3 protein-coding genes are annotated in these 23975 nt (G+C 77.6%); all 3 read right to left on the reverse strand.

The window, feature by feature from the left end; translation table 11 throughout:
- On the reverse strand, positions 1 to 8303 hold an 8303-nt coding region (locus tag ACH4PY_RS28805; protein ID WP_398189154.1), incomplete at its 3' end, for an SDR family NAD(P)-dependent oxidoreductase.
- Positions 8304 to 8554: 251 nt separating this feature from the next.
- Entirely contained in the window at positions 8555 to 15712 is a 7158-nt protein-coding gene (locus tag ACH4PY_RS28810) for an SDR family NAD(P)-dependent oxidoreductase (RefSeq protein ID WP_398189157.1), read from the reverse strand.
- A 13-nt stretch (positions 15713 to 15725) separates the two neighbouring features.
- Complete coding sequence (locus tag ACH4PY_RS28815; protein ID WP_398189160.1) at positions 15726 to 23540, reverse strand: type I polyketide synthase; 7815 nt, start codon at positions 23538 to 23540, stop codon at positions 15726 to 15728.
- Positions 23541 to 23975: the final 435 nt, after the last annotated feature.

The following is a 23975-nucleotide window of genomic DNA, read 5'->3' on the forward strand; positions in this document are numbered from 1 at the left end:
GTGTCGTGGGGTTGGGTGGTGACGGTGGAGTAGAAGGGTGTGGTGGTGGGTTGGGGGGTGATGCCGTCGAGGGTGGTGAGGATGTGGTCGTGGAGTTGGTCGATCTGGGGGCCGTGGGAGGCGTAGTCCACGTCGATCGTGCGGGTGCGCGCGCCGCGTTCGTCCGCTGCGGTCAGCACGGTGGCGACCTGGCCGGGCGGGCCCGAGACCACGGTGGAGCGCGGGCCGTTGTGGGCGGCGACCACCACGTCCACCACGGGGGTGCCCAACTCGTCGAGCAGGTCCTGCACTTCCTGTGCGCTGAAGGTGATCGAGGCCATGGCGCCTTGTCCGGACAGGGCGCGTAGTGCTTGGGAGCGGAGGGCGACGACGCGGGCGGCGTCGTGGAGGGTGAGGGCTCCGGCGACGGTGGCGGCGGCGATCTCGCCTTGTGAGTGGCCGATGACGGCGGCGGGGTGGATGCCGTGGGCCTGCCATTCGGCGGCGAGGGCGACCATGACGGCCCAGAGGGTGGGTTGGATGACGTCGACGCGGTCGGGGTCGGCGGGGGAGGTGCCGCGCAGGACCTCGGTGAGTGACCAGTCGACGTAAGGGGCGAGGGCCTGTTCGCATGCGGTGATGCGGGCGGCGAAGACGGGTGAGCCGTCGAGGAGGTCCACGCCCATGCCGGGCCACTGCGAGCCCTGACCCGGGAAGACGAACACCGGACCCGCGCCGAGCGGCACCACCTTCCCGGTGACGACCGCGGGGTCAGGCTCGTCCGCGGCCAGCTTCTCCAGGCCCGCCAGCAGCGCCGCGGGGTCCTCGGCGACGACGACCGCACGGTGGTCGAACGCCGTACGCGTCGTCGCGAGCGACCGGCCCACCCGCGCCACGTCGTCCACGGGGAAGCGGGCGGCGAGGTTCGCGGCCTGGGCGCGCAGGGCCTCCGGGGTGCGGGCGGACAGCACCCAGGGAATCGTCCCCCCGCTCGCGGCGGGCGCGGACTCCGGTTCCCCGTCCCCCTGTTCGAGGACGATGTGCGCGTTGGTGCCGGAGATGCCGAAGGAGGAGACCGCGGCGCGGCGGGGGCGTCCGGTGTCGGGCCAGTCGACGGCCTCGGCGAGGAGTTCGACGCCGCCGGACCACTCCACGTGCGGGGTCGGCGCGTCGATGTGCAGGCTCGCGGGGAGCCGCCCGTGCCGCATGGCCATGACCATCTTGATGACGCCTGCTACGCCCGCGGCGGCCTGCGTGTGGCCGATGTTGGACTTGATCGAACCGAGCAGCAGCGGGCGTTCGCGTTCCTGCCCGTAGGCGGCGTGCAGGGCCTCGGCCTCGATCGGGTCGCCGAGCTTCGTGCCCGTGCCGTGCGCCTCGACGGCGTCCACCTCGGACGGGGAGAGCCCCGCGTTCGCCAGCGCCTGGCGGATGACGCGTTGCTGGGAAGGGCCGTTGGGGGCGGTCAGGCCGTTGCTGGCGCCGTCCTGGTTGACCGCGGAGCCGCGCAGCACCGCCAGCACGCGGTGGCCGTTGCGCCGCGCGTCCGACAGCCGCTCCAGGACCAGCAGACCCGCGCCCTCGCCCCAGCCCGTCCCGTCGGCCGCGGCGGCGAAGGGCTTGCAGCGGCCGTCGGGGGCGAGGCCGCGCTGCCGGGAGAACTCCACGAAGGTGTTCGGTGTCGCCATCACCGTCGCCCCGCCCGCGAGCGCGAGGTCGCACTCGCCCTCGCGCAGCGCCTGCGCGGCCAGGTGCATCGCCACCAGCGACGACGAGCACGCCGTGTCGACGGTGAGGGTCGGCCCTTCCAGGCCGAAGGTGTAGGCGAGCCGCCCCGAGGCCACGCTCGGCGTGCTGCCGGTCATGATCTGGCCCTCGTAGCCCGCCGGGATGCGGCCGAGGAAGCGCGCGCCGTAGTCGTCGTACATGATGCCGGTGACGACGGCGGTACGGCTGCCGCGCAGCGTCGAGGGGTCGATGCGGGCGTGCTCGAAGGCCTGCCACGCCGTCTCCAGCAGCAGCCGCTGCTGCGGGTCGGTGGCGAGCGCCTCACGCGGGCTGATGCCGAAGAACTCCGCGTCGAACAGCGCGGCTTCGCGCAGGAACCCGCCCTCGCGGGTGTAACTGCGGCCCGGCTGCTCGGGATCCGGGTCGTACAGCCCCGCCAGGTCCCAGCCGCGGTCGGTCGGGAAGGGGCCGGCCGCGTCCACCCCGTCGGCGACCAACTGCCACAGCGCGTCGGGGGAGTGGACGTCCCCGGGGTAGTGGCAGGCCATGCCGACGATGACGACGGGGTCGGTGTGCGTGCGGGTCGCGGGTGCGGCGGGCGCTGGCGCCGCCGACTCCTCCTCCGCGTCCGGGAGCTGGGCGAGCAGGTGGCGTACCAGGGCCTCGGGGGTCGGGTAGTCGAAGACGGCCGTCGCGGGCAGCCGGACGCCGGTCACGGCGGTCACCGCGTTGCGCAGCTCCAGCGCGGTCAGCGAGTCCAGGCCGAGGTGCTGGAAGGTCCGGCCCAGCTCGACCGAGGCGGGGTCGGGATGGGCCAGGACGGTGGCGACCTGGTCGCGGACCAGCTCCGTCAGGATCCGCTCGCGCTCCGCCGCGGGCAGCCCCGCCAGCCGCTGCGCGGGAGCGGTCGGCGCCGCACCCGCGGTGGCGGCGGGCGCGGGGGTGCGGACGAGGCGGCGCAGCAGCGGTGGCAGCGGCCCCGCGGCGGCCTGCCCGCGCAGCACCGCGAGGTCGAAACGGGCCGGGACGAGCACGGGGTGCGGCTGCCCGAGCGCCGCGTCGAAGAGGGCGAGGCCCTGCTCCTGCGACATCGCGGCGGTGCCCGAGCGGGACATCCGGGCGAGGTCGGCGGTGCCCAGGTGCCCGGTCATGCCCGCCCCGTCCCCCCACAGGCCCCAGGCCAGGGCGGTCGCGGTGCCGCCCGCGGCGCGGACGTTCTCGGCGAGCGCGTTCAGGAAGGCGTTCGCCGCCCCGTAGTTGCCCTGCCCCGGACTGCCCAGGACCGACGCGGCGGAGGAGAAGAGGACGAAGGCCGCGAGGCCCGCGTCGCAGGTGAGCCGGTGGAGGTGCCAGGCCGCCTCCGCCTTGGGCGCCATGACGGCGTCCAGCCGCGCGGGCGTCAGCGCGCCCGCCACCCCGTCGTCGAGGACGCCCGCGGCGTGCACCACGGCGGTGAGCGGGTGCGCGTCCGGTACGCGCGCGAGCAGGGCGGCCAGCGCGGCGGGGTCGGTGACGTCGCACCGCTCCACCCGGACGTCGGCGGCCAGCCCGGCCGCGAAGTCGGCGATGCCCTCGGCGTCCGGCCCGCTCCGGCCCGCCAGCAGCAGGTGCCGGACGCCGTGCGTCTCGACCAGGTGCCGGGCGACCAGCCGCCCGAGCGCGCCGGTGCCGCCGGTGATCAGCACGGTGCCGTCGGGATCGGGCGCCGCGGGCGGCGCGTCCGCGTCGGACGGTGCGAGGACCAGCCGCGGGACGAGCAACCGGTCGCCGCGCAGGGCGAGTTGGTTCTCGTCCCCGGCGGTCGCGGCCCTGAGCGCGTCCCAGGTCGCCTCGGGGCCTCCGTCCACGTCCGCGAGGACGATGCGCCCGGGGTGCTCGGCCTGCGCGGCCCGCAGCAGCCCCCAGACGGCGGCCCCCGCCGGGTCGGACGGCGCGTCCTGCGGCCCCGTACAGACCGCACCCGCGGTGAGGACCACCAGCCGGGACCCCGCGAACACGTCCTGCTCCAGCCACTCCTGGAGCACCGCGAGCACGCCGAGCAGGGCCGCCCGCGCCCGCGCGGGCGCCTCCCCGCCGGGCTCCCCCGCGACGGAGAGCACGAGCACGTCGGGGGCCGCCTCCCCGGCGGCGAGCGCGGCCCGCAGGGCACCGAGACCGTGGTGCCGTGCGGGCGCCTCACCCGTGAGCCGGTCGGCGGGGTCCGTGCGGGGGCCGGCGGCGGGCAGGCCGTCGACCGGGCCGCCGGTGCCGGTGCGGGTGGAAGGAGGGCCGGCTTGCGCCGGGCTCGTGTCGGGCCCGCGCCCGGTGCCGGTCGGGCCCGTGTGCACCGGGCCGGTGGTGTCGGCCTGCGCCGGGTCCGCACCGGCAGGCGTGCGGTCGGGGCCCGTACCGCCCTCGGCGGGCGCCGTGGTGACCACCGCCCAGCGCGCGGCCGGGAGCGGTCCGGCGGCGGGGAGCGGCAGGGGCTCCCACTCCACGCGGTGCAGGGAGCGTTCCGCGGCCCCCGTCGCGGCGCGCCAGCGGTCGGCGGCCACGGTGCGCAGCGTCAGCGTGCCGACGGCGGCGACCTCCGCGCCGCTGTCGTCGCGCAGCCGCAGCGTCACGGTGTCCGGGCCCGTCGGGGTGATCCGGGCCAGGAGCCGGGAGCGGCCGCGGGCGGTGAGCCGGACGCCGTCGAAGGCGAAGGGCAGCCGGACGGTGCCGGGCGCGCCGCCCGCCTGGTGCGCGGCGGTGAACAGGTCGCCGATCGGGTGCAGGGCGGCGTCCAGCAGCGCGGGGTGCAGCGCGTAGCCCGCGGCCTCGGCGTGCTGCCCGTCGCCGAGGGCCAGCTCGGCGAAGATCTCGTCGCCCGCCCGCCAGGCCGCGCGCAGCCCGGTGAAGGCGGGACCGTAGCGGTAGCCCTCACCGGCCAGCCGCTCGTACAGCGCGGCGACGTCGAGGGCCTGCGCGTCCTGCGGCGGCCACTGTCCGGGCCACTCGGCGGCGGGCGGCGCGTCGCCCGCCGGGGCGAGGGTCGCCGTCGCGTGCTGCTGCCAGGGGCGGGCCGCCTCCGGGCCGCCGTCCTCGGGGGCGTCGTCCCCGGCGGGCCGGGAGTGCACGGTGAGCGCGCGCCGCCCGGACGTGTCCCCGGCGGCCACCGCCACCTGCACCTCCACCCCGCCCGTCGCGGGCATCAGCAGAGGGGCCTCCAGCGTCAGGTCCTCGACCTGCGGGCAGTCGGCCAGGGCGCCCGCGTGCAGGGCGAGTTCGACGAAGAGCGTGCCGGGCAGCGGCACATGGCCGACGATGGCGTGGTCGGCGAGCCAGGGCCGGTCGCGCAGCGCCAGCCGGCCGGTCAGCAGCAGTCCGCCGCCCGCCGGTTCGACGACGGCGCCGAGCAGCGGGTGTCCGCTGCGCTCCAGTCCCGCCGACCGCACATCGGCCTCCCGGCCCGTGGCGGACGGCCAGTAGCGGCGGCGGTCGAAGCGGTAGGTCGGCAGGTCGGCGACCGCGCTCCCGGCGGGGAAGGCGGCGGAGAAGTCCACGCTCTCGCCGTCCGTGTGCAGCCTGGCCAGCGCGGTGAGCAGCGTCCGCGGCTCGTCGCGGCCCTCACGGAGTGCGCAGGCCAGCACCGCGGACTCGCCCGGCGGCTGCTCCGCCGCCAGGCAGCCGCGGGCCATGGCGCCCAGCACGGGGTCGGGGCCCAGCTCCAGGAAGCGCGACACGCCCTCCGCGCGCAGCGCCCCGACCGCGTCCCGGAAGCGCACCGGCTGCCGCGCGTGCCGCACCCAGTAGTCCGGGTCGGACAGCTGCGCGGCGTCCGCGAGGGCGCCCGTGACGTCGGAGACGACGGCGATGCGCGGCGGCGCGTACGTCAACGAGGCCGCGATCTCCCGGAATTCGGCGAGCACGGGCTCGACGCGGGGCGAGTGGAAGGCGTGCCCGACCCGCAGCCGCCGGGTGCGCGCCCCGCGTCCGCGCATCGTCTCCGCGATGTCCGTGACGGCCTCCTCGTCACCGGAGACCACCACCGCCCGGGGCCCGTTGACGGCCGCCAGCGACACCTGGTCCTCGCGCCCGGCCAGCAGCTCCGCGACATCCTCCTCGGCGGCCTCGACGGCGACCATCGCCCCGCCCGGGGGCAGCGCCTGCATCAGCCGCCCGCGGGCCGCGACCAGCCGCGCCGCGTCCGGCAGCGACAGCACACCCGCGACGTGCGCGGCCACCAGCCCGCCCACCGAATGCCCCACGACGTATCCGGGCACCACCCCGAAGGACTCCACCAGCCGGTGCAGCGCGACCTCGACCGCGAACAGCGCGGCCTGCGTGAATTCCGTACGGTCCAGGGCGGCGGCCTGCGCACCGCCGGGCGGCGCGAAGACCAGCTCGCGCAGCGACCGCCCGAGCAGCGGGTCCAGCACGGCGCAGGCCTCGTCGAAGGCCGCAGCGAACACCGGGTAGGCGGCGTGCAGTTCACGCCCCATGCCCGGACGCTGGCTGCCCTGCCCGGTGAAGAGGAACGCGCTGCCCGCCCGGCGGACCGCGCTCCCCGGCACGCACACCGCCGGATGTGCCCGGCCCTCGGCGAGATCCGCGAGCCGCGCCGCCAACTCGCCCCGGTCCGCGCCCAGGACGACCGCGCGGTGCTCCAGCGGCGACCTGCTGACGGCCAGCGCCCGCCCGATCGCGTCCACCGGCGCCTGCGGACGCGCCGCGGTGTACGCGCCGAGCGCCGCCGCCTGCGCCCGCAGGCTGCCCGCACTGCGCGCGGAGACCACCCACGGCACGGCGGGGCCCGCGCCAGGGTTCGCCGCGTGCTCCGCGCCGGTGGAGGCGGCTGAGGTGCGGTGACCGGCACCCGCGGCCGTTCCGGCGGCGCCCGCGTCGGCGGCGGTCGAACCGGCCGCGTCCGTACGGGAGCCGGCGGGCCCGGACCCGGCAGCTGCCTGCGCGGCGGCGCCCGCCGTTCCGGCGTCGTCCGCGGTCCGCTCCGCGCTGCTCGTGGCTGCGGCGCCGCCCGGTTGCCCGGCGTCGCTCGTTACGGCGCCGACGGCGGAGCCGGTGTTCCCGCCGTCCGTCTCGGCAGGCGGCGTCGTGGGGGCCAAACCGGTCGTGCCCGTGACGGCGGCGGGGAGACCGACGCCCGCGGTGTCGGTCGTGGCCCCGACGGGCGTCCCGGCGGACGGGCCGGGGGCCGCGCCCGGCCCGTCCCCCGGGACGGTCGGCTCCGCGGGCGCGTCCTCCAGGATCAGGTGGGCGTTCGTGCCGCTGATGCCGAAGGACGACACCCCGGCCCTGCGGCGGCGGTCGCCCGCGGGCCAGGGGAGGGGCTCGGCCAGCAGCCGTACCGCGCCCGTGGTCCAGTCGACGACCGGGGTGGGGCGGTCGGCGTGGAGCAGCGCGGGCAGGGTCGCGTGCCGCATCGCCATGATCATCTTGATGACGCCCGCGACTCCCGCCGCGCCCTGCGTGTGGCCGATGTTGGGCTTGATCGCGCCCAGCCGCAGCGGCCGGTCGGCGGGCCGGTCCTGCCCGTACGTCGCGAGCAGCGCCTGCGCCTCGATGGGGTCGCCGAGGGCGGTGCCGGTGCCGTGCGCCTCGACCACGTCGACGTCGGCGGGGGTCAGCCGGGCGTTGTCCAGCGCCTGCCGGATGACGCGCTGCTGCGCGAGACCGTTGGGGGCGGTCAGGCCGTTGCTGGCGCCGTCCTGGTTGACGGCCGAGCCGCGCAGCACCGCGAGCACCCGGTGGCCGTTGCGCCGCGCGTCCGCCAGCCGCTCCAGGACCAGCAGGCCCGCGCCCTCGGCGAAGGCCGTGCCGTCGGCGCCCTCCGCGAAGGCCTTGCAGCGGCTGTCGGCGGCAAGGCCGCGCTGCCGCGCGAACTCGGTGAAGACGTACGGCGTCGTCATCACCGTCACGCCGCCCGCGAGGGCGAGGTCGCACTCCCCGCCGCGCAGCGCCTGCGCGGCCAGGTGCAGGGCCACCAGCGAGGACGAGCACGCGGTGTCGATCGTGACGGCGGGCCCCTCCAGGCCGAGGGTGTACGCGATCCGGCCGGACAGCACGCTGGGCGCGTTGCCGGTCACGAGGTGGCCCTCGGCAGCGGGGTCCACGTGCGGGGTGCCGAAGCCCGGCAGGGCCGTGCCCGCGTACACCCCGACGGGCGCGCCGCGCAGCGACACCGCGGGGATGCCCGCCCGCTCCAGCGCCTCCCAGGCGACCTCCAGCAGCAGCCGCTGCTGCGGGTCGATCGCCGCGGCCTCGCGCGGGCTGATGCCGAAGAACTCCGGGTCGAAGAGCGCCGCGTCGTGCAGGAAGCCGCCTTCGCGGGCGTAACTGGTGCCGGGGTGGGCGGGGTCGGGGTGGAAGAGCCGGTCGAGGTCCCAGCCGCGGTCGGCGGGGAAGGATGTCATCGCGTGCCGGCCGGAGGCGACCAGCTCCCACAGGTCCTCGGGCGACTCGACCCCGCCGGGGTAGCGGCAGGCCATGGCGACGACGGCGACCGGCTCGTGCCGGGCGTCCTCCACCTCGCGCAGCCGTGCCCGGGTGTCGTGCAGATCGGCGGCGACCCGCTTGAGGTAGTCGACCAGTCGCTCGTGCGTGGCCTCAGTGGTCACGTCGTGTCACCGCACCTTCCGATGCCGGGAGTTGCCGGAGTTGCTGTGGTTGCCGGGAATCGTCGAGGTCGAGCCGGGGGCCGTGGTGCGGGGGTACGTCGCGGGCTGCGGCCCGTCGCCGCGCCGGGCCCAGGGCGTGCGCCGCCGGGGCCCGGCTGACGTCGGGTACGGGCACCGCGCGGCGGCCGTACCGGGGCGGCGTCCGGTGCGGGGCTTCGGGCGGCGGGGAATCCGGGCGCGGGAATCCGGGCTCATGACAGGCCGAGTTCCTTGTCGATGAAGTCGAAGACCTGGTCGGTCGTCGCGTCGTGCAGCCGTTCCGCGGCCCGTGCGCCGTTCGCGCCCGCGCCGTTCGGGGCCGCCGCGTGCGCGGCCTTCCACCGCGCGAGCAGGGCCTCCAGCCGCCGGGTGACCTTGTCCGGGCCGCCGCCCTCCGCACCCGTCCCCGTTCCCACACCCGTGCCCGCACCGCCCGCCGGATCGCCGTCCGCGACCGCCTCCAGCGCCCTTTCGAGGTCGGTGAGGCTGCCGAGCACGGGCGCGTACGCGTCCCACGGCCCGCCGGCGGGGGTGTCGTCCGGGGCGAGGAGGGTGCGCAGGTGCTCGGCGAGCGCCTCGGCGGCCGGGTGGTCGAAGACGACGGTCGCGGGCAGGCGCGCCCCGGTCGCGGCGGTGACGCGGTTGCGCAGTTCGACGGCGGTGAGCGAGTCGAAGCCCAGTTCCTTGAACGCCGCTTCCGCGGGCACCGCCGCCGGGTCGGAGTGCCCCAGCACCGTGGCCGCGTGCTGCCGCACGAGGTCGGTGAGCAGCCGCCGCTGCTCGCCCGCGGCCAGTCCGGCCAGCCGGGCGGGCCAGTCCACCGTCGCCTGCCCGGCCGAAGCGGCGGGCCGGGCGGCGGCGGCACCGGTCCCGGCACCCGCCCGCGCGGTCGCGGCCAGCGCCCGCAGCGGCGGGGACAGCGCGGCGGCGGGCTGGGCGGCGAGCGCGGCGGTGTCGAGGCCGAGGGCGAGCAGGGCCGGGCCGCCGTGCGCGAGCGCGGCGTCGAAGAGGGCGTGGCCCTGCTCGGTGCTGTTGGGCGCGATGCCCTGCCGGGCGATGCGCGCCACGTCGGAGTCGGTGAGCCGCCCGGTGAGCCCGCTCGCGGTGGCCCACAGGCCCCACCCCACCGACACCGCGGGCAGGCCCGCGGCCTGCCGCCGTGCGGCGAGCGCGTCGCAGAAGGCGTTGGCGGCCGCGTAGTTGGCCTGTCCCGGGGTGCCGAGCACCGAGGCGAAGGAGGAGAAGAGGACGAACATGCCCAGCGGCAGCCCCTCGGTGAGCGCGTGCAGATGCGCCGCGCCCGCGGCCTTCGCGGCCCACACCTCGGCGAGCCGCGCCGGATCCTGCGAGGCCAGCATCGCGTCGGACACCACGCCCGCCGCGTGCACGACGCCGGTGAGCGGGTGCGCCGGGCCGATGCCCGCGACGGCCTCGCGCAGCGCCGCCGGGTCGCCCGCGTCCGCCGCGGCCACCCGGACCCGGGCGCCGAGCGCGGTCAGCCGCTCCGTCAGCCCGGCGGCGCCGGGGGCCTCGGGCCCGGACCTGCCGAGCAGCAGCAGGTGCCGTACGCCGTGGGCCCGCACCAGGTGCTCGGCCACCAGGCCGCCCAGCGTGCCGGTGCCGCCGGTGACCAGCACGGTGCCGTCCGGGTCGAGCGGGGGCGGCACGTCCAGGACGAGCTTGCCGGTGTGCCGGGCCTCGGTCAGCTCGCGCAGCGCCTGCCGGATCCGGCCGAGCCGGTGCGCGGTGACGGGCGGCGGGGCGAGCGTGCCGGCCGCGAACAGCTCGCCCAGGTCGGCGAGCATGGCCGCGACGCACTCCGGACCGGCGTCCGCGACGAGGTCGAAGGCGCGGTACTCCACGCTGTGCTGGAGCGCGACCAGTTCCGGGTCGCGCAGGTCCGTCTTGCCCATCTCGACGAGCCGCCCGCCGGGCGAGAGCAGCCGCAGCGACGCGTCGGTCAGCTCGCCCGCGAGGCTGTTGAGCACCAGATCGACGCCCCGCCCGCCGGTCGCGGAGCCGAACGCCTCCTCGAAGCCCGCGTCCCGCGACGACGCCCGGTGCGCGGCGTCGATGCCCATCGCGTCGAGCACCCCGTGCTTGGCGGGGCTCGCCGTCGCGAAGACCTCCGCGCCCAGGTGCCGGGCGATACGGACGGCGGCCGTGCCGACGCCGCCGGTCGCGCTGTGGATCAGCACCCGCTCGCCCGCGCCGAGCCCGCCCAGCTCCACCAGGCCGTACCACGCCGTGAGGTACGCCACCGGGCTCGCGGCCGCGGCACGGAAGTCCCACGTGGCGGGGAAGGGCGCGAGCATCCGGGCGTCCGCGACGGCGACCGGGCCGAAAGCGTCGTCGAACAGCCCCATCACCCGGTCGCCCGGCGCCGGCGTCGTCACGTCCGGCGCGGTCTCCAGCACCACGCCCGCGCCCTCGATGCCCAGCGTCGCCGCGGGGTCGGGGTACATCCCGAGGGCGATCAGCGCGTCACGGAAGTTGAGGCCCGCGGCCCGTACCGCGACCCGCACCTGCCCCGCCGCGAGCGGCGCGGACGCGCGCGGGCTCGGCGCGGTCGTCACGTCGTCGGGCCCGGTCCGGCCCGCCACCACCCGCCACCCGGGCACCCCGGCGGGAGCCGCCAACTCGGCGTCCGCACCCGCCGGTTCGAGCCGCGGTACGAGGACGCGCCCGGCCCGTACGGCGATCTGCGGCTCACCCTCCGGCACCGCGGCGGCCAGCGCGTCCGGCAGCGGGGCACCCGAATCCGACCCCGGGAGGTCGACGAGCAGGAAGCGGCCCGGGTGCTCCGTCTGCGCACTGCGCACGAGCCCCCACACGGCGGCCGCCGCCGGGTCCACCGGCTCGCCCCCGCCCTCCGCCGCGACGGCGGACCGCGTCACCCACCCCAGCCGGATCCCCTCGAACGCCTCACCCGCGAGCCACTCCTGAGCGAGCGCCAACGCGTCGCCGGCGGCCACCAGCCCCCGCCCGGCGTCGAAGGCGCCGTCCCCTTCCGCCCCGGCACGGACGACGTCGGGGACGGTCGCCCCCCGGCCCACCGCCAAAGTGCCGGGCCCGGCTTCCGCGGGCACCTCGGCCGGATCGGTGTGAGGGTCGGCCTCTCCCGATTCCGTCGTCCGGAGCAGGGCGCCGGGCTCGGCTGCGCGTTCGGCTCCCGAGGAGGCCTCGGTCGCGGCGGTCCCGGCGTGTGGCCCTGCTTCCGCGGGTACCTCGGCCGGATCGGTGTGAGGGTCGGCCTGTCCCGATTCCGTCGTCCGGAGCAGGGCGCCGGGCTCGGCTGCGCGTTCGGCTTCCGAAGACGCCTCGGGCGTGGTCTCTCCCGGGCCCGTCGCCTCGGCGCGCGTGGCGGGTTCGGCGTGGCGCCCGATGGCTCCTGCCGGGCCCGTCGCCTCGGCGTGGGCGGCGGAACCGGCGGCCTGCTCGGCCCCCGCGGCTCCTGCCGGGCCCGTCGCCTCGGCCTGCGCGGCGGAACCGGTGGGCCGTTCGGCCCCCGTGTCCACCCCGGCAAGGACGATGTCCGGGGTCGCCGCTCCCGAGCTGATCGCGCGGGCCAGGGCGGCGAGGTCGGTGTGGCGGTCGGCTCCGGGCAGGGCGGGGAGGGCGTCGCCCAGTACCGCGAGTCGCAGGGGGGCGGGGGGCGTGGTGGCGGGCAGCGGCGCCCACCGTACGGCGAGCAGCCCGTCCGTGCCCGGTGTGCGGCTCGCAGCGCGCAGGTGCCCGGCGGCGGTCTCGCGCAGGGCGACCGCGTCCGCGCTCAGGACGGGCGCACCGGTGGCGTCGGCGATCAGTACCCGCAGCCCCTCCGGCCGCGGGGACAGCCGCACCCGTACGCGCGTCGCGCCGTCCGCCCACAGCCGTACCCCGCTCCAGGCGAAGGGCAGCAGCACCGTGCCGTCGTCCGCGGTGGAGCCGAGCAGTACCGGCTGCATCGCCGCGTCCAGCAGGGCGGGGTGGACGCCGAAGCCGCCCGCCTGCTCGGCCGCGCTCTCCGGCAGCGTCACTTCCGCGAGGGTGTCCGCCCCGTCGCGCCATGCCGCCCGCAGCCCGCGGAAGGCCTCGCCGTAGCCGTAACCGGCGGCGGCCGCCCGCTCGTAGAAATCCTCGGTCGCGACCGCCTCCGCGCCCGGCGGCGGCCAGGCGCCGTCCAGGCCCGGCGGCGCGGGCGTGTCCGCACGCGCCGCGAGCGTGCCCGTCGCGTGGCACGTCCAGTCCGCGGCGGTGCCGGGTCCGGCGCCGTCCGGTCGCGAGCAGACGCGTACGGACCGACGTCCGTCGTCGTCCGGGCCGTCGACGAGGACCTGCACCAGCAGCCCGCCCGACTCGGGGAGCGCCACCGGCACCTGGAGCGCCAGCTCCTCGACGCCGCCGCAGCCCGCCTCGTCGGCGGCCCGCAGCAGCCACTCGACGAGCACCGCGCCCGGCACCAGGGGCAGGCCCGCGACCACGTGTCCGGCGAGCCACCCGGCGTGCGCGGCGGGGGCGAGGCGCCCGGCGAGCAGCAGCCCGCCGTCCGCGGTGGGCACGGACACCGGCAGCAGCGCGTGCCCGCCGCCGCCCCCGGCCGGGCCCGCTGCGGTGGTGGCGGGCGCGGCCGACGGCAGCCAGTAGCGCTCCCGCTGGAAGGCGTACGCGGGCAGTGGCACCGGGCGCGGGGTGCGTCCGGCGGAGGCGTACCAGGGCGCCCAGTCGACGGCGGCGCCCGCGGTGTGCGCCTCGGCCAGCGCCCGGCACAGCCGCTCGGGCCCGCCCTCGTCGCGGCGCAGCGTGCCGGTCGCGACGGCGGTTACGCCCGCCGCCTCGAAGCACTCCTGGAGGCCCGGCAGCAGTACGGGGTGCGGGCTGGCCTCGACGAACACCCGGTAGCCGTCCGCGAGCAGCGCCTGCACGGTGTCCGCGAGGCGCACCGGCCGGCGCAGGTTGGTGAACCAGTAGTCCGCGTCGAGGCGGGAGCCGTCGGTGCGCGACGCGGTGACCGTCGAGTAGAAGGCGACGTCGCAGCCGACCCCGGCGACCCCGGCGAGGGCGCCCGCCAGCTCGTCCGCGATGCCGTCCACCTGCGGGCCGTGCGAGGCGTAGTCGACGTCGATCGCCCGCGCCCGCAGGCCTGCCGCGGCGGCGGCCGCGACCAGGTCGGCGACCTGCTGGGGCGGGCCCGACACCACCGTGGACGAGGGGCCGTTCTCCGCCGCCACGGCCACCTGCGGCGCGTGCTCGGCGGCCAGCTTCGCGGCTTCGAGCGCCCCGCAGCCCAGCGCGGCCATGGCGCCCTGTCCGGCGAGCGACCGCAGTGCCCGCGCGCGCAGCGCCACGACCCGCGCGCCGTCCTCCAGCGTCAGCGCGCCCGCGACGCAGGCCGCGGCGATCTCGCCCTGCGAATGGCCCACCACGGCGGCGGGCACCACGCCGTGTTCCGCCCAGACCGCCGCGAGCGACACCATCACCGCCCACAGCACGGGCTGGACCACGTCCACCCGCGACAGGTCCGCCGCGTCGTCCTCCCCGCGCAGCACCCCGGTCAGCGACCAGTCGACGTACGGGGCGAGGGCCCGCTCGCACGCGGCCATGCGGGCGGCGAACACCGGTGAGGCGGCGAGGAGTTCGACGCCCATGCCGAGCCACTGCGATCCCTGGCCGGGGAAGACCAGCACCGGGCCGGGGCCCGTGCTCCCGGCCGTGCCGCGGACGACCGCCGGGTCCGGGGCGCCCGCCGCGAGCGCGTCCAGGCCCGCGAGCAGCGCCGCGCGGTCGCCGCCCACGACGACCGCCCGGTGCTCGAACGCCGTGCGGCGCGTCGCGAGCGACCACCCGGTGTCGGCGGCGCCGTTCGCCGCGCCCTCGCCGTCCAGGAACGCCCGCAGCCGCGCGGCCTGCGCCCGCAGCGCCGCCTCCGTCCGGCCGGAGAGCGGCCAGGGGACCACACCGGGCTCCGCTCCCGCCGCGGGCTCCGGAGCGTCGTCCGGGCCGTCGTCCGGGCCCTGTTCGAGGACGATGTGCGCGTTGGTGCCGGACACGCCGAACGCCGACACCGCCGCCCTGCGCGGCCGCCCCGTGTCGGGCCACGCGCGCGGGCCGGTCAGCAGCCGGACCGTGCCGCCGCTCCAGTCGACGTGGTCGGTGGGCTCGTCGAGATGCAGCGTGGGCGCCAGGGCGCCGTCCCGCAGCGCCATGACGGTGTTGATGGTGCCCGCGACACCCGCGGAGGCGTGCGTGTGGCCGATGTTGGACTTGATCGAGCCGAGCCACAGCGGATGCTGCGCGGGCCGGTCCGCACCGTAGGTGGCGATGAGCGCCTCGGCCTCGATCGGGTCGCCCAGCCGGGTGCCCGTGCCGTGCGCCTCGACCATGTCCACGTCCGCGCCCGACAGGCCCGCGCTCTCCAGCGCCCGCCGGATCACGTCCTCCTGCGCCAGCCCGTTGGGGGCGGTGAGGCCGTTGCTCGCGCCGTCCTGGTTGACCGCGGAGCCGCGCAGCAGCGCCAGCACCTCGTGCCCGTTGCGCCGCGCGTCCGACAGCCGCTCCAGCACGAGCAGACCCGAGCCCTCGGAGAAGCCCGTGCCGTCCGCCGCGGCGGCGAAGGGCTTGCAGCGGGCGTCCGGCGACAGCGCCCGCTGGCGGCAGAACTCGGTGAACATCAGCGGCGTCGACAGCACCGTCACCCCGCCCGCCAGCGCGAGCGAGCACTCGCCCTGCCGCAGCGCCTGCCCGGCCAGGTGGATCGCCACCATCGACGACGAGCACGCGGTGTCCACGGTCACCGCCGGGCCCTCGAAGCCGAAGGTGTAGGCGACGCGCCCGGAGATCACGCTCGTCAGGCTGCCCGTCGTGGCGAAGCCCTCGAAGCCCTCCGGGATCCGCGGCAGCCCCGAGACGTAGTCCTCGCTCGACACCCCCACGTACACCCCGGTACGGCCGCCGCGCAGCGTCGCCGGCACGATCCCGGCGTGCTCCAGCGCCTCCCACGCCAGCTCCAGGACGACCCGCTGCTGCGGGTCCATCGCCAGCGCCTCGCGCGGGCTGATGCCGAAGAAGCCAGCGTCGAAGCGGTCGACGTCGTGCAGGAAGCCGCCCTGCGAGACGTAACTCGTCGCGAAGTGGGCCGGGTCCGGGTGGTAGAGGCCCTCCAGCTGCCAGCCCCGGTCGGTGGGGAAGTCGCCGATCGCGTCGCCGCCGGAGCGCACGAAGCGCCGCAGCTCCTCCGGCGAGCGCACCCCGCCGGGGAAGCGGCACGCCATGCCGACGACGGCCACCGGTTCGTGCCGGCCCCGCTCCAGCTCCTGGAGCCGGGTCCGGGCGTCGTGCAGCTCGGTCGTCACCCGGCGCAGGTACTCGACCAGTTGCGCTTCGCTGACCATGCGTCACCTGCCTTCAGCGGGAGGAGTGCGGACGGGAGTGCGGGTCGGCGACGGCGCCGAGCTCGTTGTCGATGAAGGCCAGCAGTTCGTCGGCGGTCGCCGACGCCAGCCGGTCCGCCGCGTCGGGCGGCGCGGGCTTGTCCTGCGGGGACAGCGCCTGCGGGGACTGCGCCTGCGTGGCCTTCTCCGGCGCGGGTGGCCGCGGGGTCAGCCGGTCCTCCAGCAGCCGGGCCAGCCGCTCCGGCGTCGGGTGCCGGAAGACGACCGCGGCCGGCAGCCGCAGCCCGCTGTCCGCCACCAGGCGGTCGCGCAGTTCGACGGAGGTCATCGAGTCGAACCCCAGCTCCTTGAAGGACACGTCGGCGCGGATCGCCCCGGCGTCGGCCCGCCCGAGGACGGCCGCGGCATGCCCGCGCACCAGCCCCAGCACGATGTGGTGCCGCTCGGCGGGCGCCAGCCCCGCGAGCCGCCCCACCCAGCCGCTGCCGCCGTCCGGCTCCGGCGCCGCGGCGACCCGCCGCACCGGTGCGGCCTCCGGCGTCCCCGCGGCCGGTACCCGCAGCTCGGCCACCGCCTCCCGCAGGCTCCGCGCCGTACGCGGGCGGAGCAGTACCGAGGCGGCGTCGAGCAGCGGGGCGCCCGCCGGATCGGTGAGGACGAGCCGGAACTCGCGCTCCTCGGCAGCGCTTTCGGCGCCGCCGAGCGGTGTGAGCCGGACCCGGGCGGCGCGGGCGCCGGTCGCGTGCAGCCGGACCGGCCCCCACGCGAAAGGCAGCCACAGCCGGTCGGCGGCCTCCGGTTCGTCCGCGAGGAAGAGGCACTGCAACGCGGCGTCCAGCAGCACCGGGTGGAAGGCGAAGTCGTCGCCCTCGGCGGCGGCGACGGGTTCGGGCAGCACGACGTCCGCCGCGAGCCCGTCGCCGTCCCGCCACAGCGACCGGACCGCGCGCAGCGCGGACCCGTACCCGTACCCGCGCTCCTCGGCCCGCTCGTACGCGGCCCCGACGTCCACGGCCCGCGCACCGCGGGGCGGCCAGGGCACGGGGTGTTCCGTGGGGGCGGTCCGCGGGTCTTCGGTGGTGCCCGCGCCGCTCTGCGGCCCCCACCCGGCGGACGGCTCCTCCGCCGGAGGCGTCAGCGTGCCCTCGGCGTGGAGGGTCCAGCCGCCACCGCCGGTCCGGGCGGCGGGGCGGGAAAAGACGCGCAGCGTACGGCGGCCCGCGGCGTCCGGTCCCGTCACCGTGACCTGCGCGAGGACCTCGCCCTCCGGTCCCGCGGGCGCGAGGGGCGCGCGCAGCAGCAGCTCGTCCAGGGTGGCGGCGCCGCACCGGTCGGCGGCCAGCAGCGCCCACTCCACCAGGGCCGCGCCCGGTACGAGGGCGACGCCCACGACCGTGTGGCCCTCCAGCCACCCGGCGCCGCCGGGAGCGGCGGGCAGCAGGCCGTTCAGGACGAGTCCGCCGTCGGCGAGTTCTACCGCGGAGGTCAGCAGGGGGTGCCCGGCGGGACGGCTGCCGGCGCCGGACACGGGCGGGGTGCGGCGCCCCTCGTCGGGCGCGAGCCAGTACCGCTGCCGCTGGAAGGGGTACGTCGGCAGCCCGACCGTCCGCGCGGGGCGGCCCTCGCCGTCGCCGCCCCCGAACCAGCGGGTCCAGTCGACCGCGAGCCCCGCCGCGTACGCGTCGCCGAGAGCGCGCGCCACCTGCCGCGGGCCGCCCTGCTCGCGGCGCAGCGTCGGGACGGTGGCGGCCGCCAGGTCCGCCTCCTCGACGCAGTCGCGCAGCGCAGGCAGCAGCACCGGGTGCGGGCTGACCTCGATGAACACCCGGTGCCCCGCGGCCAGCAGGGATGCGACGGCCGCGGTGAAGCGCACCGGGCGGCGGAGGTTGGTGAACCAGTAGTCCGCGTCCAGCGCGTCCGTCGGCTGCGCCGCGCCGGTGACGGACGAGTAGAAGGCCGGCCCCGACGCGCCGGGGCGGAGTCCGGCGAGGTCGGCGCGGATCGTGTCGGCGAGCGCCTCGACCTGGGGGCCGTGCGAGGCGTAGTCGACGTCGATGGCGCGCGCCCGGCCGTCCGCCGCCTCACACGCCGCCACGACGGCCGCGACCTGCTCCGGCGGCCCGGAGACGACCGTGGACGCGGGCCCGTTGTAGGCGGCCACGGTCACCCGGTCGGCGGTGGGCCCCAGGCCGGTGAGGAAACGCTCGGCCTCCGTACCGCTCAGGGCCAGCGAGGCCATCGCGCCCTGCCCGGCGAGGGCGCGCAGCGCCCGTGACCGCAGGGCCACGACCCGGGCGCCGTCCCGCAGCGACAGGCCCCCGGCGACGCAGGCCGCGGCGATCTCGCCCTGCGAATGGCCGACGACGGCCGCGGGCCGTACCCCGTGGTGGGCCCACACGGCGGCGAGCGACACCATCACCGCCCACAGCACGGGCTGGATCACGTCCACCCGGGAGATGTCGGCCGCGCCCGGCGCCCCGCGCAGCACATCCGTGAGCGACCAGTCGGTGAAGTCGCCCAGCGCCCGCGCGCATTCGGCGACGCGGGCGGCGAACACGGGCGAGGTGTCGAGGAGTTCGACGGCCATGCCGAGCCACTGCGAGCCCTGGCCGGGGAAGACCATGACCGGGCCCTCCGCCGCGGACACCGGCTCGGGGTGGGGGCCTTCCGCCACCGCCCGCAGTCCCGCGAGCAGTTCCGCGTGGTCGGCGCCGCAGACCACCGCCCGGCAGCGGTCCGCCGAACGGGTCGCGACGAGCGACCAGCCGATGTCGGCGGGGGAGGCGGGGGAGCGGGCCTCGTCCACGGGTGCGGTCAGGTGCGCGGCGAGGTTCGCGGCCTGCGCGCGCAGGGCCTCCGGGGTGCGGGCGGACAGCACCCAGGGGACGACCTCGCCCGCGTCGGCTTCGGGTGCGGACTCCGGTTCCCCGTCGCCCTGCTCGAGGACGAGGTGCGCGTTGGTGCCGGAGATGCCGAAGGAGGAGACGGCGGCGCGGCGCGGGCGGCCGGTGTCGGGCCAGTCGACGGCCTCGGTGAGCAGCTCGACGCCGCCGGACCACTCGACATGCGGAGTCGGTTCATCGACATGGAGACTGGCGGGCAGCCGTCCGTGCTCCATGGCCATGACCATCTTGATGACCCCGGCGACACCCGCGGCGGCCTGCGTGTGCCCGATGTTGGACTTGATCGAGCCCAGCAGCAGGGGCCGTTCCCGTTCCCGTCCGTAGGCGGCGTGCAGGGCCTCCGCCTCGATCGGGTCGCCGAGCGTCGTGCCCGTGCCGTGCGCCTCGACGGCGTCCACGTCCTCCGGACCGAGCCCCGCGTTCGCCAGCGCCTGGCGGATGACGCGCTGCTGGGAAGGGCCGTTGGGGGCGGCGATGCCGTTGCTGGCGCCGTCCTGGTTGACCGCGGAGCCGCGGACGAGGGCGAGGACGCGGTGGCCGTTGCGCCGCGCGTCCGACAGCCGCTCCAGCAGGACGAGGCCGACACCCTCGCTCCACCCCGTCCCGTCGGCCGCGGCCGCGAAGGGCTTGCAGCGGCCGTCCGGGGCGAGGCCGCCCTGCCGGGAGAATTCCACGAACATCCCCGGCGTGGCCATCACCGTCGCGCCGCCCGCGAGCGCGAGGTCGCACTCGCCCTCGCGCAGCGCCCGCGCGGCCAGATGGATGGCCACCAGCGACGACGAGCACGCGGTGTCGACGGTGAGGGCGGGGCCCTGGAGACCCAGCGCGTACGCCACCCGGCCCGAGACGACGCTCGGCGTGCTGCCCGTGAGCAGGTGCCCGCCGAGGTCGGACGCGGCCTCGTACAGCCGCGGGCCGTAGTCGGCGGTGGTGGCGCCGACGAAGACGCCCGTCGCGCTGCCCTTGAGCGAGCCCGGCGCGATACCGGCCCGCTCCAGCAGGCCCCACGAGACCTCCAGCAGGACGCGCTGCTGCGGGTCCATGGCCAGCGCCTCGCGCGGGCTGATGCCGAAGAAGTCCGCGTCGAAGTCGCCCGCGTCCGCGAGGAAGCCGCCCCGGCCCGTGGCGCTGTCGCCGTCCGCGACGTCCCAGCCCCGGTCGGCGGGGAAGTCCCCCACCGCGTCGCCGGCCCCGTCCACCAGCCGCCACAGCGCCTCACCGGAGTCCGCGCCGCCCGGGTAACGGCAGTGGACGGCCACGATGGCGACGGCCTCCCCGGCCACCGGGCGGCGCCCCGCCGGCCGTACGTCCCGCAGACCGGCAGGTCCGGAGTGCAGCCAGGCCGCCAGGGCGCGGGGCGTGGGATGGTCGAAGGTCGCGGTGGCGGCGACCGTGCCGCCCGTGGCAGCGGTGAGCCGCTCGGCGAGCTCGGTCGCCGCGAGCGAGTCGAAACCCAGCTCACGGAAGGTCAGTTCGGGGTCCACCCGCCCGGCCCCGTCGTACCCCAGCACGAGCGCGGCCTGCGCCCGTACGAGCTCCAGCACGTCACCGGCATTCCCGCTGCTCTGCTCCGTCGGCGCGGGGAGCGTCCGGCCGGTCGAGTCCTCGCCGGCCGCGCCGCCGGGCGTGGGGGCGCTGTGGCCCGGCAGTCCGACGTCCGCCGAAGGGGCCGTGCCGTCCGGACGGCTCACCCCGCGCTCTTCGGACGCGTCTCCGGTCCGGGGGCCGCCGGGCGCGCGACTCGCGGCCGCGTCGTGTGCGCGCTCTTGGGACGTGTCCCCGGTCCGCGGGCCGCCCTGCGTGCGGCTTGTGCCCGCGTCGTGCGAGTGCTCTTGGCACGTGTCTCCGGTCGGCGTTCCGTCCGGCGGCTTTCGGGCCGGGGCGTGGTCGTCCGCGTGGCTCGTGCCCGCGTCGTGCGCGCGTTCTTCGGGCGTGTCCCCGGTCCGCGTGCTGTCCGGTGTGCGGCTCGTGCCTGTGGCGGCCGCGCGTTCTTCGGACGTGCCTCCGGTCCGCGGGGCGCCCTGCGTGCGACTCGCGGCCGCGTCGTGCGCGCGCTCTTCGGACGCGCCCCAGGTCCGCGGGCCGCCCGGCGCGCCGCCGTTCGCGTGGGATTCTGCGGCGCCTGTGTCCGGTGCCGCGCCGTGGGCGTCAGCGTCCGTGGCCGCCCGGGGTGCGTCCCCGGCCGCCGAACGGCCGCTCGCCGTACGGCCCGTGCCCTCAACCGGTTCACCGGGCGGGGATGTGGTCGGTGCGGGCCCCGGCAGGCCGTCGGGCCAGTGGCGTTCGCGGTGGAACGCGTACGTCGGCAGGCTCGTCCGGCGGGGGGTGTGGGCGGCGAAGCAGGCGTGCCAGTCGACGTCGGCGCCGCGCACGTGGGCCTGGGCCATCGCCGTGGCGAACGTCTCCGTCTCGGGGCGGCCGCGGCGCTGCACCGCGAGGGCCGCGGGGGCGGGACCGTCGCCCGCGTGCGCGGCGGCGACCTCGCGCGCCATGCCGGTGAGGGAGGCGTCGGGGCCGAGTTCGAGGAAGGTGCTCACGCCCGCGTCGCACAGGTGCCGGACGCCGTCCGCGAAGAGGACGGTCCGGCGGGCGTGGTCGGCCCAGTAGTCGGGGGAGCGCAGTTGCTCGGCGGTGGCGAGCGTGCCCGTCACGTCGGAGACGACGGGGATCTCGGGCGGCGCGAAGTCCAGCCCGGCGGCGACCTCGCGCAACTCGTCGAGCACACCGTCCAGATGGGCGGAGTGGAAGGCGTGGCTGACCTTGAGCAGCGTGGCCTTGCGGCCGCGACCCCGCCAGGCGGCGGTGGCCTCGGCCACCGCGTCGCGGTCGCCGGAGACGACCACCGACGAGGGCGCGTTGACGGCCGCGAGGCCCACGCGCCCGCCGTGGCCGGTGAGGGAGTCGAGGGCCTCCTCGGGAGTGGCCTGCCACGCGGCCATCGCACCGTCCGCGGTGACGGACTGCATGAGCCGTCCGCGCGCGGCGACCAGCGCGCACGCGTCCGGCAGCGACAGCACCCCGGCGACGTGCGCCGCGGTGATCTCGCCGACCGAGTGGCCCAGCAGGTGGCCGGGCCGCAGTCCCCAGGACTCGACGAGGCGGAAGAGCGCGGTCTCGAAGGCGAAGAGCGCGGGCTGCGTGAATTCCGTCCGGTCCAGCAGGGTGTCGCCCGCCGGGTCCGCCGCGGTGGACGAGGCCATGACGTCCAGCAGCCGGACCCCGAGCAGCGGGTCCAGGGCGGCGCACACCTCGCGCAGCGCGTCGCCGAAGACGGGGTGGGCGGCGGACAGTTCGGCGCCCATGCCGGGGCGCTGGCTGCCCTGGCCGCTGAAGAGGAAGGCGACGCCTCCCGGCTGCGTACGGCCCGTCACGAGGCCCGCCGTCTCCTGCCCGGCGGCCAGCGCGTCCAGCCTGCCGAGGAGCGCGGCCTCGTCCGGGCCGAGCAGGACGGCCCGGTGCGGGAAGGCCGTCCGGGTGGTGGCGAGCGCGTGGCCGACGTCCACCGGGTGCGTGCCGGGGTGGGCCGCGAGGTGCCGGCGCAGGGCGGCGGCCTGGCCGGGCAGCGCTTGCGGGGTGGCCGCCGACACGACCCACGCGGTGACCGGCGGCATGCCACGGGCCTCCGTCGCGGGAGGCTCCGGGCGGGCGGGGGGCTCGGTGAGGACGACATGGCAGTTCGTGCCGCCCATCCCGAAGGAGCTGACCCCCGCCGTGAGGGGGCGCGCCTCGTCGGGCCAGGGCTCGTACCCGGTCTGCACCCGCAGGCCCAGCGCGTCCAGCGGGATCGCAGGGTTGGGCGCGGTGAAGTGCAGGCTCGGCGGCAGGTGGCGGTGACGAATGCTCAGCGCGGTCTTGAGCAGGCCCGCGATCCCCGCGGCGGCCTCCAGGTGGCCCAGGTTGGTCTTCGCCGAGCCGACCCGCAGCGGCGCGTCGGCCGGGCGCCCGCCGAGCGCGGCGCCGAGCGCGGCGGCCTCGACGGGGTCGCCGACGGGTGTGCCGGTGCCGTGCAGTTCGACGTACTGCAGGTCGGCGGGCCGGACGGCGGCCCGCCGCCACGCCTCCCGCAGCACCTCCTGCTGCGCGCCGGGGTCGGGTCGGGTGAGACCGACGGTCGCGCCGTCGTTGTTGACGGCGCTGCCCGCGATGACGCAGATCACCGGGTCGCCGTCCGCGAGCGCGGCGGCCAGCGGCTTGAGCAGCACCATGCCGCCGCCCTCGCCGCGGACGAAACCGTCCGCGCGGGCGTCGAACGTACGGCAGCGTCCGCCGGGCGCGAAGCCGCGGAACTGTCCCTCGGCCGCCCGCATGCTCTCCGGCGCGAGGATGAGGTTGACGCCGCCCGCGAGGGCGAGCTCGGCCTCCCCGCCGCGCAGGCTCTCGCACGCCAGGTGCACCGCGACCAGCCCCGAGGACTGCGCGGTGTCCACCGTCATGCTCGGGCCGCGCAGCCCCAGCCGGTGCGAGACGCGGTTGGCGATGATGCCCCGCTGGAGGCCCGCCATGGTGTGCCGGCCGCTGCCGCCGGGACCGCCCGTGCCACCGGCCCCGTCCGCGTCCCGGCCGCGCAGCAGTGCCGCGTAGTCGTCCCAGATCGCGCCGGTGTAGACGGCGGTGCGGCTGCCCGCGAGCGCGGCGGGGTCGAGGCCCGCGTCCTCCGCGGCCTCCCAGGCGAGTTCGAGCATCAGCCGCTGCTGCGGGTCCATCGCGACGGCCTCGCGCGGCGCTGTGCCGAAGAACGCGGCGTCGAAGGTGTCGACGCGGTCCAGCAGCCCCGCGGTCCAGGGCGCCGCCCCCGGCGGCATGGGCAGCCGGTGCTCCGGCACGGGCCCGACGGCGTCCCGGCCGTCACGCAGCAGCGCCCAGAACGCCTCGGGACCGGACGCGCCGGGCAGCCGGCAGGACATCCCCACGATCGCGACGGGCATCACGGGGGACGCCGCGGGAGGCGCGGCGGCGGGGAAGGCGGTCGATGCGGTGGAAGCGGTGGAAGCGGTGGGTGCGGTGGAAGCGGAAGGCGTCGGCGGTGCGAGGGCTGGGCGTGGGCCGGCCATGAAACCCCCATACACGAATCGCGGATTCACCTGTCATGCGCGCAGGACATGCCCGGAACGCCATTCATTCTCGGAGCGGTCCCTAAAGATGATCTAACCGTCGCCGGGCGTCCGCGATTCGGACGTTTACCCGCTCCCGGTCAGGCAAAATGGACATCACCCGTGCAAGCCGGGCAACCGGGCATGAGATGTGCCGATCCCGCCGGCCGCCGGGAGTGGCGGAAAGCTGCCGGTACGCACTCGCGCAGGTCCGCCGGTGCACCGCCGGTCCATGGCGCGGGCACGGAACTGCGCTCGTGGCGGGGGTGC

The sequence above is a fragment of the Streptomyces sp. NPDC021224 genome (genome assembly GCF_044332905.1).
Lineage (GTDB): Bacteria > Actinomycetota > Actinomycetes > Streptomycetales > Streptomycetaceae > Actinacidiphila.